Genomic DNA, 13992 nt, shown 5'->3' with positions numbered 1-13992 from the left:
ACGCGAAAGGATGAAGCTATGGAAATATTCGGATTGCAGGCAAGCATACGGTTGTCGCAAGGCAGATGGCTGGAAGTGGGGTTGCAACAAGAGCTGAATATTGAACGCCTAGCGCCCGTGCAGCTAAAGATGCTTGCAGAAAACCCTATTCCGCGGGTACTGCCTTTGAAAGTGGAAGAGAGCGATAGTCATGTCAGGCTGCTCTATAACCTGGCTTCAAGACGGTCTTTGGCAGCTATCCTTAAAGAGCGCAGTCCAGATCCCGCCGGATGTCTTCAACTGCTGCACGAAGCGGCGGCTTGTGTAAGCGATAGCGGCAATTTTATGCTAAATGAGGCCCAGTTTGTGGTGGACAAAAATTACATATATATCGAAAGGGGCTGGGCAGACGTCTCGATGCTGTGCCTCCCTATAAAGGAAATTCCGGCTGCGTCTGCCTCCGTCATGTGGAGTGCGCTTGTTCGAGACTTGGGCAGCAGTCTCATAGCGAAAGATCGTGGAAGTCTCGAGAGACTTGCCGCGTATTGCGAGCGTGAAAACTTCTCCGTTCGAGCATTTAAGAGGCAAATCTATCTGGAAATAAGTGGGCACAGGCTGAGAATGGAGGAAAACAGCGGGAAAGGAGGTGTGGAGTCGGACTCGATTGTTCAAACTTCAACCGTTACGGACTCAGAAATGCAGGACCCTGCACAGTTCGGTGAGCAGAGCGTTTATGCGTTTTCTGTTTTGCGGGAGCCGGGGCAAGACAGTCCTGTAACGGCACCGCTGCAGCTTCACAGAGAAAGTAACGATGTTGATGAGGGGCTTTTGCGAAAAGAGAGCACGCATATGCCCCAAGACGGGATTGGGTCGCCTCATAAGCTTTTGGGTGAAAGCATTACAGATCCCAAGCCGCGCGGGGCTGCAGAGAAGTTTATCCGAAGACGTCAGCAAATCGCTGCGGACGGCTCCGATTATCCTGTGTTAGTGGAAGGGAACTATACAGCTTCTGCTTCTGCCGTTCTAAGCTGTGCGCATCCGGTCTCGCCGGACATTGCCGCTTCAGCCCCGGGTCCGGATTTGACTCCGGCAACCTTTGCGATAGGTTCATACGCAGCTTCTTCCGCAGGCGTAGCCCGCTTTTCCGCAAGCACTTCGATAACTCCCGCCGGCACCGGAGCGCCTGTTTTCCGTACGGCAGCTCCGCATACCGCCTCGCCGCCAACTGCGGCAGCTATCGCGGCCGCTGCGCAAACCGCGCCTCAGCCTGCTGCGGCTGTGCCGCTCAGCCGGCGGCAGACCGACTCCGGCGTGCAGGCGGCCGAGCCCCCGCCGCAGCTTCGCGCCGCTCCGGCGAGCGCGCCGCAGCCGCAAGCCGCGCTCGCCGGAGCGGCTGCCTCCGCGGGACCGCTTCCCGGGTCCCGCGGCAAAATCCTCGCGCTGGGAGGCGCATTCCTGATCATCGGGATGATCTGGAACGCTTATCTCAGCGCGCCCGGGTACCCGCTGCTGTATATCAGCAGCGGAGCGACGCTGCTGGTGCTGGATGCCGCTTACGTACTGCTGGCAATCGGCCTTCCGGGCCGACGCGGCAGCCAGTTGAAAGAAGCGGCACCCTCCGGCAGCAGCCCGTATCCGCCTGCGACGGAACAGGAGCCGGTGTCGCTCGAACAGTACTACGCCGGACTGGGCGAACGTACGACGCTCCTGGCTCCGCCGCTATCCGCGGTGAACGACGCGGATGAAACCGTTTATCTCGGCGCCGAGTCAGCCCCGCCTCATGCGAAGTTCCGCCATCCCGTGCTCGAAGTGATGCGGGAAGGCCGGAAGGAAACGATTCTGCTCGACGCGGATTCTTTTATTATCGGGCGAGGGGAAGGAGATGCCGACTATATCGAAGATGTACTCGGAATCTCGCGGATTCACGCGCAATTTGTGCGTACGCCGGAAGGTTATGCGGTCAAAGACCTCGGTTCGCGAAACGGTACGTTTCTAAACGGCGGGATGCTCGTTCCTTATCAAATGGTCGCTTTAAAAGACGGGGATGTGGTGCGGATCATTCATACCGAATTTGCCTTCCGATTCGGCTGACCGGTTCCTGTCGTGGAACGATAATGGTATAATGGACGGGTTGCTGAAGAAACGGGAAAGAGGAGAATGTCCAATGATTACACATGTCGTGTTTTTTAAGCTTAAAGACCGCAGCCCGGAGTCCGTCGAACAAGCAAGAGCCAAGCTGCAGAACATGGAAGGCAAAATTTCCGAACTGCTGCATATCGAAGTAGGCGCGGATGTGATCCATTCCGAACGTTCTTATGACCTGGCTTTAATCACCAAATTTAACTCGCTTGAAGATCTCAAAGCTTATAATGTGCACCCCGTCCATCAGGATGTGCTCGCCTATATGGGCGAAGCCAAAGACGGCGTCGCTCCCTGCGTAGACTTTGAAAGCTAATTTATTCGAAAAAATCAGGTAACAACCGTAAGAACCTGCCGTTTTTCGCGGCAGGTTTTTTTTTATGGTGCAGCCGCCGGTAAAACACTCGATTTGAAAGTCAAGGCTGCCATCATCTCTAGGTGAGCGAATTCATATGTACCGATGACATTCAACGCCGGAAGCCTCTTCCGAATAGCGCAATGCCAACGCAACGCCATCTGAAATAACACAGCAGCGTAAAGCTCGGCCTGTAGAATTCTCTTATCCTAAAGCTGCCGAAGGAGTAACAAATGCCTTACTTCAATAAATCGTCCAGAAATCATCCCGCTTAGTTTCCCCCAGGCTTTCTGTATTATGACTCCTTACTTCTGCCCGAGGCATCAGGCTCCCGGCCGCCTGTTTTTTCGGTAAAAAAAAGCGGCCGGTTCCGGGTCAGGAACGGGCCGCTTTTAAAAGCTGCACTAAATTGGATTGTAGGATCAAATTATAGCCTTAAATTGTATATTCGCATTCGTACACTTACAAAATTTGCAAAATCGAATTAGTTCGCGATAAACTCTTGAACCCATTCGCCGTTATAGTAAGCGACTCCGATTTTCGTAAAGTTTGGGCTCAAAATGTTCTCACGGTGACCCTGGCTGTTCATCCACGAGTTCATCACATCCTGAGGAGTGCGCTGTCCTTTGGCGATGTTTTCGCCTGCATACGTATAGGAGATGCCATAAGATTTCATCATATCAAATGGAGATCCGTACGTCGGAGAGTTGTGGTCGAAATAGTTGTTTGTATACATATCCTTCGCTTTGTCCAATGCCATCGCGGCAAGCGCGCTGTCGGATGCGAGCGGTTTTAATCCGGCTTTGGCACGTTCTTGGTTCACCAGCGTTACGACCTGATCCGCGTATTCCGATTGGGAAGCGGCCGGTTTTTCAGCCGGTTTCGGTGCCGGAGTCGCGACAGGTGCCGACGGTTTGGTTGTCGGTTTAGGCGTGCTTACGGGTGCCTGGGTTTCCGGAGCGGGCTTGCTCGGTTTTGCCGGCGGTGCGGAAGGTTTCTGGGCTTCCGGTTTCTTTTCGGGCGCGGTTGGCGCGGCCGGTGCCTCGGCAGACGGTTTATCCGCAGCGGGAGGCGCTGCCGGTACGACGATCTGCATGCCTTTCCAAATGAAATTCGGATTTTTCAACTCCGGATTCGATGTAAGAAGAGAGGCGAGATCAATGCCGTATTTGTTCGAAAGGGTCGCGAGCGTGTCCCCGCCGGAAACGTTGCACGGCTCGGCGGATGCGGATGCGGCGCCTGCTCCGAAAACGGACGTAAGGGCAAAAACACCAACGAGAGTTGCTTTTTTGATAGATTTCAAGGTAAAATCTCTCCTTTTTTCGGCCTGCGAGGTTAGCTGACGGATTCGGGTCAAAGAGCAATCACCCGGCCATGAACATCATGGCTTCACCCCAATATTGGGTTCCCCCGTGCTTCCGGAGAAGCTTCGGCCTTGTTTTTTTTGCTTTCTGTCTGAGAAGAGGAGCTTGCATGACGTGCTGCTTTGCACTCTCTTCCGCAAGAAGCCTTTTAATCCTAGCATGCGATTTGCTAGATTTCACGGGACAAAGTTTTCCAGCAGCGGCCGGATTGTTTTCCGGAAACGGGTTTATCGTTTGAAAACAACGGGGAAACAGTGTAGTATCACCAGTAAGAGAACGCTTTTGAAGGCATGCCAATTGGCGTGAAATTCCGGAATTTACAGTCTTTTTTATGGGAATTTGCAAGATTGTAATAAGCGAGAGCATTAAAAGGAATTTCACCGGTTAATTTTTTCGGCAAAAACCGTCCGGATAGGTAGAATCCGGCGGATGTGCGACAATTAGGGTTGATGATAGAGGAATATTCGGGGTATTAAGTAGAAGCAAGTCTTTACATAGCGCTCAGAAACGAAACCGGCCGCCGGTCAGGCGGAGAGCTTTACCTTTGAACGGTTTCGTTTGCAGAGCGACACTACTCGTACCGGGTTAGAAAAGGAGAGGTTGAATTTATGGAGCAAGTGAACAGAACGTATCTGCTAGAGGTGCTGGACATGCTTTTGAAGACACCGAGCCCGAGCGGATACACCCACCACATTATGGATAAAGTGAAGGCGGAGGCCGAGAAGCTGGGCTACAAGCTGGAACTGACGAATAAAGGCTGCGGCATCATTACGATTCCGGGCAAACGGAGCGATTACACGATCGGGCTCTCGGCTCATGTGGATACGCTCGGGGCGATGGTGCGGTCCGTCAAGGACAACGGGCGTCTGCGCCTCACGTCGGTGGGCGGTTTTATGATGGCTGCCATCGAAAACGAGTACTGCCGCGTTCATACGCGTCAGGGACTCAGCTATGAAGGGACTATTTTAACGACGAAGCCTTCGGTTCACGTTTTTCCGGATGCCAGAGACCATAAACGCGTCGAGGAGAACATGGAAGTTCGCTTGGACGAACTGGCTTTCAATAAGGAAGAGGTACAGAAGCTGGGAATTCGTGTCGGGGATTTCGTGTCATTCGAGCCGCGGGTCCGCATGCTGGAGAACGGGTATGTCAAGTCCCGTCATCTCGACGATAAAGCGAGCGTGGCCGCGCTGTTCGCTCTTATGGATCTTCTGAAGAACGAGCTGATCGAACCGGCCTGCACCGTTAAAATCATTTTGACCACTTACGAGGAAGTCGGCCACGGGGCTTCCTACATCCCGGCCGACATTGACGAGCTTCTCGCCGTCGACATGGGAGCCATGGGGGACGATCTGACCTGTACCGAGCAGGACGTCTCCATCTGCGCAAAAGATTCCAGCGGTCCTTACGACTACGCGATGACCTCTCAGCTTATCCGCCTCGCGGAACATTCCGGGATTCGCCACGCGGTGGATGTGTACCCGCAGTATGGTTCGGACGCTTCGGCGGCGCTCCGCGGAGGCAGCAACATCCGTGCCGCGCTAATCGGCCCCGGTGTTCATGCCTCTCACGGCATGGAACGCACACATGTGGACGCCATCGCGGGAACGGCCTCTCTGCTGCTGCAATATATTCTGCACCCGGCCGCGGCGGCGAGCGACCCCGAACAGCCGGAAAATCCGGTCAGCCCGGTTTAAATCCGAAGAAATCGAATTCTACATCCGGCTGGTCTCATCCATACGCCCGACGGCGGGCATGAGGGCAGCCGGATTCATTTGGCGCGGCGCTTAAGGACGGAGGAACTCATGAGTATTATTCATGCCGAACATCTAGTAAAAACTTACGGAGAGAAAGTCCTCTTCGACGATATTTCGTTTACGATCTCGGAAAAACAGCGGATCGGTCTCATCGGTGTCAACGGAACCGGCAAGTCTTCTCTGCTGAGAATCTTGGCCGGTCTGGAAACGCCGGACTCCGGATCGATCGTTCATTCCAATCATTTCAGAGTGGAATACTTGCCTCAACAGCCGGAGTTCGATGAGCGTTCGACGGTTCTGGAGCAGGTTTTCTACGGAGAAACGCCGCTTATGAAAGTGCTCCGCGACTACGAGCAGGCGCTCGCTTCGCTTGAAAGCAGCCCCGAGGACGAGGCTGCCCAGCAGAAGCTGATGCGGGTGCAGGCGAGAATGGACGAGCTGGACGCCTGGGAGGCCGGCACAACGGCCAAGACAGTCCTGACGAAGCTGGGCATCACGGAATTCGGCAAGCCCGTCGGGGAGTTGTCCGGCGGCCAGCGGAAGCGCGTCGCGATGGCCCGAGTATTGATCCAGCCCGCCGACCTGCTTATTCTCGACGAGCCTACCAACCACATCGACAACGAGACGGTGGATTGGCTGGAACAGTTTTTAAGCAAATGGAAAGGCGCTCTGCTGCTCGTCACGCACGACCGCTATTTCCTTGAGCGCGTGACCAGCCGCATTTTGGAGCTCGACCGGGGCAGCATATACAGCTATGTAGGCAATTACACGACGTTTCTGGAGAAAAAGGCCGAGCGCATGGAGCGTGAAGCCTCCAGCGAAGACAAGCGGCGCAACCTGCTCCGCAGAGAGCTTGCGTGGCTGCACCGCGGCGCGAAAGCCCGCACGACGAAGCAGAAAGCCCGCGTCGAACGGGCAGAGGAGCTGCGCGACCGCAAGGTCGACGGGCCTGCGGCAAAGCTCGATATGGCTTTGGCAGGCAGCCGCCTCGGCCGCAAAGTCATCGAGCTCAAGCAGGTGAGCAAAGGCTACGAAGGCCGGGAACTTATCCATGATTTCAGCTACATCGTGCTGCCGGACGACCGGATCGGCATTATCGGCCGCAACGGAAGCGGCAAATCGACGCTGCTGAATATGCTGGCCGGACGCCTCAGCCCGGACAGCGGCGAAATCGAGCGGGGGAGCACCGTCAAGCTTGCCTACTACACACAAGAAAGTGTGGAGATGGATGACAAGCAGCGTGTCATCGAGTATGTCCGGGAGGCCGCCGAGGTCATCCGAACGAAGGACGGAGAGAGCATCACGGCGGCGCAGATGCTGGAAAGATTCCTGTTCCCGCCGAATCTCCAGTGGACGCCGATCGGGAAACTTTCCGGGGGCGAGAAGCGCCGGCTCTATCTGCTGCGTACACTGATGGGAGAGCCGAATGTCCTGCTGCTCGACGAGCCGACGAACGATCTGGATATTCAGACCTTGTCCATCCTGGAAGATTATCTGGAGCAGTTTCCGGGGGCCGTCATCACGGTATCCCATGACCGTTATTTCCTGGACCGGACCGCCGACCATCTGTTCTCGTTTACGGGCGAGGGTGAAATCGAACAGTATATCGGAACGTACTCCGAATACCTGGAGCTCAAACAGCAGCGTGAAGCTTCCGAGCTTAAGCCCGACGCCAAAGAAAAAGCCCGGACTCAGGCCTCCGCATCGTCTGCATCATCCACGGGCGCAACCGCAGCGGTCCCCGGCGGGGAACGCGCCAAGAAGAAAAAACTTTCCTTCAACGAGCAGAAGGAATGGGATACGATCGAAGACCGCATCGCGGCGCTGGAAGAGAAGCTGGAGCGGATCAAGAGCGATATCGCGAAGGCCGGAAGCGACTACGGCCGCGTACAGGAGCTGTACGCCGAGGAGATTGCCGCCGGCGAAGAGCTGGAGCAGGCGATGGAACGCTGGACCGTTCTCTCGGAGCTCGTGGAGGAAATCGAGCGCGGCAAGTAAGCTCATTCCCGCAATTACGAGCGGGGAGCCCTTTTTTATGCTATACTAATAGGAATTGGCTTGGAAGAAGCCGTGATTCTACAAAAAGGCAGGTTAACCGCACTTATGATCACTGTAACGGATGTAACGCTTCGATACGGCAAACGCGCTCTTTTCGAAGACGTTAATATTAAATTTACTCCCGGCAACTGCTATGGCCTGATTGGCGCTAACGGGGCGGGAAAATCCACGTTTCTTAAAATTTTGTCCGGCGAAATCGAACCCAACAAAGGGGACGTTCATATCGCTCCGGGCGAACGTATGGCGGTTCTGAAGCAGAACCACTACGAATTCGATGAAACCGATGTTCTGAAAACGGTCATGATGGGCCATGCGCGCCTCTTTCAGATTATGGAAGAGAAAGACGCTCTCTACGCGAAATCGGACTTCTCCGAAGAAGACGGTATCCGTGCGGGCGAGCTTGAAGGCGAATTCGCCGAACTTGACGGCTGGCAGGCGGAGTCCGACGCGGCCGAGCTTCTGATCGGCCTCGGCATTCCGAAAGAGCTTCACGACCAGAAGATGAAAGATCTGGACGGCAACGAGAAAGTCCGGGTCCTGCTTGCGCAGGCCTTGTTCGGCAGCCCGAATATTCTGCTGCTCGATGAGCCTACCAACCATTTGAATCTCGAATCGATCCAATGGCTGGAGAACTTCCTGGCCAGATTCGAAGGCACCGTCATCGTGGTATCCCATGACCGTCACTTCCTGAACCAGGTTTGTACGCATATCGCCGACATCGACTTCAGCAAAATTCAGATGTACGTCGGCAACTACGACTTCTGGTACGAATCCAGCCAGCTGGCTTTGAAGCTTGCCAGAGAGCAGAACAAGAAAACCGAAGAGAAGCGTAAAGAACTCGAAACGTTTATCGCGAGATTCAGCGCCAACGCGTCCAAGTCGAAGCAGGCGACATCCCGTAAGAAACAGCTCGAGAAGCTTACTCTGGACGACATCAAACCGTCCAACCGCAAATATCCGTTCATCAATTTCAAACCGGAGCGGGAAGCGGGCAAGCAGCTTCTGGCGATTGACAGTATCAGCAAGTCCGTTGAGGGCCAGAAAATTCTTGACAATATTTCCATCACCGTGAACAAAGGCGACAAAATCGCTTTCGTAGGTCCCGACGGACATGCGAAAACGACGCTGTTCCAGATTTTAATGGGCGAAACGGAAGCGGATGAAGGCACCTACACATGGGGCGTCACCACAACCCAGGCTTATTTCCCGAAAGACAACTCGCAGTACTTCGACGGTGTGGATATGAACCTCGTCGACTGGCTGCGTCAATATTCCAAAGACCAGGACGAATCGTTTATCCGCGGCTTCCTGGGCCGGATGCTTTTCTCCGGTGAAGAAGCGCTTAAGAAAGCAAGCGTTCTGTCCGGGGGCGAGAAAGTGCGCTGCATGCTGTCCAAAATGATGCTCGCAAGCGCCAACGTTCTTATTCTCGACGAGCCGACGAACCACTTGGATCTCGAATCCATTACGGCTCTCAATAACGGGCTGATCGACTTTGACGGCACGATGCTGTTCGTGTCCCATGACCATCAGTTCATTCAGACGATTGCCAACCGCATTATCGAAATTACGCCTAAAGGCGTGATTGACCGGATGATGCCTTACGATGAATATCTGGAGAACGAAGATGTGCGCCGTCTGCGTGAAGAGTATTACGCTTAAACACAGAGGCTTGCAAACGGGAACAGGATACACAGAAGAGGCGCTTGGATGTTCATCATCCGGGCGCCTTTGCTGCGCTCCGGAGTGCGGTAGACGGATATTCCGCTAGCCGCTGCCTCACTATCGTAACGAAATGAACACTGATCGCAAAGGAGTTGCCCGGTATGTTTGATCCGACGGTTTACGAGAATTTAAAAGTCGTTTTGGAAGGCGCTGTCTACGATTTGGATCTGTCCGGGGAAATTCTGGTTACGAACCGGTCGGACGTTATGGATCTATCCAGCTTGGGCCGCCATTACCGGATCCGTTTTGTCCTCCGCGGCGGCGAAGAGAATACGGCTTCTCCGTGGGCGGAGCTTCATCTGGCGGCTGAGCTGGAAGATTTGGCTGCGGAGCTGCTGAGCCGCAAAGGAGCCGAGCCGGGTTGCGCGCTTACGGTGAGATTCGGATTCCTTGTCGGCGATCCCTCGCGGGACTGTCCCGCGGTCGGATCGTCCCTGGAATCCATCTGGAGCGGAAGGCCGCTTATCACCCAGACGCTTTCTTATGTGTTCGGCTCCGAAAACGAAGGCTGGCACAATGAAGTTTTGCTTGAGTTCGGCCGTAAGGTCAACGAAAGCCATCTCGACGATTTCGAAGGGCTGCTGGAACATACGTTACTGTCGCTGTCTGTGCTCAGAGACAAACATGCTTCCTGAAACGGGTCGGGCCCCAATTTTCTGCGCCCGGCTTCTGCCCGTTAAGGGACCTTCTTAGTCTTGGATACTCCCGGAATTTCAGCCGGAACCCGGCTTTTTTATGGAAAGGAGATCGGTATGCAGGAATGGAACGATGACCAAATCAAGCAGGCTCTCATAGAAAAACAGTCGTTCGCCGTATTTTTTCATACCCCTTTTTGCGGAACTTGTAAAGTCGCCCGACGAATGTTGGACGTGGCTCTGACGATCGAGCCGGAACTGCCCCTTAAAGCCTGCAACGCGAATTACGCGGGGGCGTCCGTGCAAAAGTGGAAAATCTCGTCCATCCCCTGTATAGTGGTGGTAGAGAAGGGAATTGCCGCACGATTCATTTACGCCGTGAAATCGGTCGACTATTTGCTGGCCGAACTTCGTCATTTGACGGGGATGCAGCATTTGAGGATCGTCGCATCGTCGGATTTTCCGGAAAATACTCCGTAACAGAGAGGAGCATCCACTTATGAACTATAGAAACGAAAGCACTGCTTCCGTCGGTGATCTGGTCATAGCATCTTACAAAACAGGGGAGTATATAGGCCGCATCGTGGAACCGCCGTCCAATATAAAAGCAGCCGTTCAGGTTCTGGCGGTCGTTAAGCATCCTTCGCAAGGGGATCTTCATAATCCGCAGCAGGGGGATGTCCCGTTCTTTCACCAGCGCCGCGCGCTGGCCTATCAGGAAATCGAGCTGATGCCGCTGTCGAGCATTCATGCCTACCACGGGAATGTTCCGGATTACACCCTTTCGCTCCAGCAGGCCCTCGAACGCGAGCTGAACATGCTGCATCAGACGGAGGAGTGGGCAAGGCGTTCCATTGCGGAGCTGGAAGAGCTGCATCGCGAATATTTTCCGCAGTAATTCGGGCGGCCGTACAAATTTTAAAGCCATGATAAGCAGATAACATGCGTAAATAAATCCGTTAAAAAGAAAAAAATCCTGCATTCACGAATCGTGAACAGGATTTTTTCTGCTTCTTACGTCTTCTGTATATTTCGTATTCAGGAAGAAGCCCGTAACAGGCTATTCGCATCATTTGCTGGAGCGGGTATTCACGAGAGGACTAATGCTTGGGCACTTCCACGACAACCTCCCCTCCGATTACGTTGGGCGTTTGCGTCTTGTTATAGAACCAGAAGCCAGGCGTGTCTTTAATACCGCGCAAAGTCAGCCGGAATTCTTTTTTGGGCAGGCGGTCCGACCGGATCAGCAGATTGCTGCCGTCAACCGAGATTTCCCCGGGATTAAGGGTAAAGCTTTCCGCGCCTGCCGAAACCGTCACGTTTCCTTCGGCTTTCGCCGAGCCTTCGTCGATTCTTTTCTGAAAAGGGATCTTTACTTCCGTGCGTGAAAGCCGCTGCGCTTTGCCTGGGACGGGGGCTTCCTTGTACATATAACCGCCCAGATGGTATTCGTATGCGGTCCAGGTGGAATAGCCGAGTGCGCGGACGGATTCGGAAAAAGCGCTCACCCACCCGCCGTCCTTAACCATCGACAGGGCCGAGCCGATATCCGCCTGAACCCCGAGCGGAAGATCCTGGTGTCCCGCTTTGATTTTATCCGCAAAAACCTTGTAATGCTTCGCGTAATCGGGAGGAAGACTCTCCTGCGGTTTGAGCCAGTCGGGCCAGTGGGTTTGAAGGAAATGGATGTCCGGTTTAACCCGGCCGACCATGGCCGCGGCATCGAGGCCCTGCAATTCCCTCAGCTTGTCGAAGGAACCTGGACCCGCGTCTATGGCCAAAGACCAGGTTGCCACCAGAATGCCCGGCCGAGCTTCCCGTACTCCGCCTTTCCCGTTCATTAGCTCGCTTAGAAAATCGTTCACGGCTTCGACCCGGAAATCGACCCACTTCAGGTAGGTTCCCGTGTCGGTTAAATAATAGCGGGGCGAGGAGGCGTTGGTAAAATCGGGCATCTCCAGACCCGTTTTGTCACGGAACGCTTTCTGCGCGAGCGGACCGACGTCCCCGTACACGCCCCGGCTGATTCCGTCCCATTCGGGAAAGTAGGGTTCGGCGACCTCGATCCCGTCGAAAGAATAATCGCGAACAAGCTTAGCCAGCGCCTGCTTTTTCCACTGGACGTAGGCCGGGCTGTGGGGAGAGAACCGGTAATACCCGTCGTTCAGAGGCTTAAGCAGCTCCATCTGCCACGAAGGCCAATCCTCCGGAAAACGTGCCGTAGAATAGCTTCCGTTACCGAGGACAAGCGCCCATACCCCGATGCCTTTTGCCTGAAGGGCTTCGATAAAGGCGCGATTCACATCATTTTCGTTGACGACAAAATAATGTACCGTTTTGTACCCGTGCTGAAGAAGCTCGTCGGCTATGCTTTCGGGTGTCCGGTTCTGATAATAGGGAAAAGAGGGATCAACCTGGATGGAAGGACCTTTCAGGGCGGCTTCTTTGCGTTTTTTCTCCGCTGCCTTGGAGTGGGGGGACGGGGCTGTCAAATCTTCCTGCGCGAGTGCGGGCACGGCGGACAAAAGGTGAGTGAGGAGTGTCATCAGGATCATCAGCGTAAGTGTTCGAACTAACCTTCTCTTGCTCCGCCGAGGACCTGGGCCGCGCTTTTTCCAATTGTTCATGTCGTCATTCCTCCTTGCTTTCCGTTAGGATGGGCATTTCGGGGACGGGCTTATGAGTCGTATGAAAGTTAAAATATTTCGCTTTTTTAGTATATCACGGTAAAAATGTTCTTTATATCTCCGCGCATAAAAAAGACAGCGTTTTATTTTTTCGAAAACCGCTTGAAGAAATCCTTTTGAAAATATGGCCGGAAGGCTGATGCTGTCCTCCATTTGTGTTAAAATAAACCCGAACTTACTTTATCGTGATATCGGAGGGTTTTGCACAATGGCACTCAATGATGAGATCAGAATCGGCGTCATCGGCGCGGGCAATATCGGTAACGTGCACATACTAGGGCTGCTTGAAACCCCGGGCGTTACGGTTGCTGCGGTTGCCGACGTGTTTCTTCCGCTTGCCGAAGCGCGGGCCAAAGAACATCAGATCTCTAAAGTTTACGGAAATGGTGAAGATTTGATCCATGATCCCGACATAGATGCAGTGGTTATCGCCGTATCGAACGAATGGCACGCCCCCCTTGCGGTAAAAGCGCTTCAGGCCGGCAAGCACGTCCTGCTGGAGAAGCCGATGGCCATCGATGTTAAGGCCGCGAAGGAAATCGTCCTGGCCGAACGCGAAAGCGGCAAGGTACTGATGATTTCGCACCAGCGCCGCTGGGAACCGCTCAATATGCAGGTGAAGGAGCTCGTACAGCGCGGCAAGCTGGGCAGCATCTACCATGCCAAAACCGGCTGGCTGCGCCGCAAAGGAATTCCGGGCTGGGGCACCTGGTTCACCCAGATGTCCAAATCGGGCGGCGGACCGCTGATCGATATCGGCGTCCATATGCTGGATTTGTCTCTCTCGTTGATGGGAAATCCCCGTCCGGTTTCCGTCTTCGGCGCTACCTATTCGGAATTCGGTCCCAAACGCCGCGGAATCGGCAGTTGGGGCAAACCGAACTGGAGCGGCAGCTATGACGTGGAAGACTTGGCGACAGCCCTGATCAAGATGGACAACGGGAGCACGCTGACGCTCGACGTGAGCTGGGCGGCACTGACCGAAACCGACAATCAGCCGTATATTCATCTTCTCGGCACGGAAGGCGGGGCCACTTTGAGAGGAAGCTCGTACGGTAAGCTGTTTGCGGAAATGTTCGATAAAGAAATCGACGTGGAGCTTGAGCTGCCCGAGCAGCAGACCGATCCGCGCCTCCTGATGAACATGCATTTTCTGGAATGCATCCGGACCGGAAGCGAACCGATGACTTCCGTCATGTCGGGCTATACGAACAACTTGATTCTCAATGCAATCTACGAATCGTCCCGTACCGGCAAAGAGGTTGAACTGGACTGGGATTTATCTAACTAACC

General features: G+C 54.2%; 11 protein-coding genes and 1 riboswitch. Of the genes, 9 read left to right on the top strand and 2 right to left on the bottom strand.

What is annotated here, in order from left to right; translation table 11 throughout:
- Positions 1 to 18 precede the first annotated feature (18 nt).
- Both ACI48J_RS16030 and ACI48J_RS16025 read left to right on the top strand, forming a co-directional pair.
- Positions 19 to 2070, top strand: coding sequence for a DUF6382 domain-containing protein (locus ACI48J_RS16030; protein ID WP_405079218.1), 2052 nt, complete (start codon positions 19 to 21; stop codon positions 2068 to 2070).
- Positions 2071 to 2143: 73 nt separating this feature from the next.
- Entirely contained in the window at positions 2144 to 2434 is a 291-nt protein-coding gene (locus tag ACI48J_RS16025; RefSeq protein ID WP_009672411.1) for a Dabb family protein, read from the top strand.
- Positions 2435 to 2957: 523 nt separating this feature from the next.
- Here the strand turns inward: ACI48J_RS16025 and ACI48J_RS16020 are convergent.
- Positions 2958 to 3776: a CAP domain-containing protein gene (locus tag ACI48J_RS16020; protein ID WP_405079216.1), complete on the bottom strand. Its 819-nt coding sequence runs from the start codon at positions 3774 to 3776 to the stop codon at positions 2958 to 2960.
- Between the two features lie 6 nt (positions 3777 to 3782).
- Positions 3783 to 3918: riboswitch (cyclic di-AMP (ydaO/yuaA leader) on the bottom strand.
- A 527-nt stretch (positions 3919 to 4445) separates the two neighbouring features.
- Here ACI48J_RS16020 and ACI48J_RS16015 point away from each other — a divergent pair.
- The 6 genes from ACI48J_RS16015 to kapB all read left to right on the top strand — a co-directional run bounded on the left by ACI48J_RS16015 (position 4446) and on the right by kapB (position 10910).
- Complete coding sequence (locus ACI48J_RS16015; RefSeq protein ID WP_326056504.1) at positions 4446 to 5534, top strand: M42 family metallopeptidase; 1089 nt, start codon at positions 4446 to 4448, stop codon at positions 5532 to 5534.
- A gap of 108 nt (positions 5535 to 5642) precedes the next feature.
- Complete coding sequence (locus tag ACI48J_RS16010) at positions 5643 to 7592, top strand: ABC-F family ATP-binding cassette domain-containing protein (protein ID WP_405079215.1); 1950 nt, start codon at positions 5643 to 5645, stop codon at positions 7590 to 7592.
- A 105-nt stretch (positions 7593 to 7697) separates the two neighbouring features.
- Positions 7698 to 9314 (top strand): ABC-F family ATP-binding cassette domain-containing protein, encoded by a 1617-nt coding sequence (locus ACI48J_RS16005; protein WP_405079214.1) that lies wholly within the window; start codon positions 7698 to 7700, stop codon positions 9312 to 9314.
- 164 nt (positions 9315 to 9478) lie between these two features.
- The gene (locus ACI48J_RS16000) at positions 9479 to 10012 is read left to right on the top strand and encodes a hypothetical protein (protein ID WP_326056510.1); all 534 of its coding nucleotides are present in this window, start codon (positions 9479 to 9481) and stop codon (positions 10010 to 10012) included.
- A 117-nt stretch (positions 10013 to 10129) separates the two neighbouring features.
- The gene (locus tag ACI48J_RS15995; protein ID WP_405079212.1) at positions 10130 to 10492 is read left to right on the top strand and encodes a thioredoxin family protein; all 363 of its coding nucleotides are present in this window, start codon (positions 10130 to 10132) and stop codon (positions 10490 to 10492) included.
- Between the two features lie 19 nt (positions 10493 to 10511).
- The gene (kapB, locus tag ACI48J_RS15990; RefSeq protein ID WP_405079211.1) at positions 10512 to 10910 is read left to right on the top strand and encodes a sporulation phosphorelay system protein KapB; all 399 of its coding nucleotides are present in this window, start codon (positions 10512 to 10514) and stop codon (positions 10908 to 10910) included.
- Positions 10911 to 11112: 202 nt separating this feature from the next.
- On the opposite strand, the gene ACI48J_RS15985 is transcribed toward kapB, so the two are convergent.
- On the bottom strand, positions 11113 to 12639 hold the full coding sequence (locus ACI48J_RS15985; RefSeq protein WP_405079210.1) for an N-acyl-D-glucosamine 2-epimerase: 1527 nt from the start codon (positions 12637 to 12639) through the stop codon (positions 11113 to 11115).
- A gap of 268 nt (positions 12640 to 12907) precedes the next feature.
- On the opposite strand from ACI48J_RS15985, the gene ACI48J_RS15980 reads away from it, so the two are divergent.
- Positions 12908 to 13990, top strand: a complete 1083-nt coding sequence (locus ACI48J_RS15980; RefSeq protein WP_326056518.1) for a Gfo/Idh/MocA family oxidoreductase — start codon at positions 12908 to 12910, stop codon at positions 13988 to 13990.
- The last annotated feature ends 2 nt before the right edge of the window (positions 13991 to 13992 follow it).

Origin of the sequence: Paenibacillus chitinolyticus (genome assembly GCF_045038035.1) — a bacterium.
In the GTDB taxonomy this organism is placed as follows: Bacteria; Bacillota; Bacilli; order Paenibacillales; family NBRC-103111; genus Paenibacillus_F; species Paenibacillus_F chitinolyticus_A.
The sequence above is the reverse complement of the archived record's forward strand: the minus strand, read 5'-3'. Positions and strand labels throughout refer to the sequence as shown.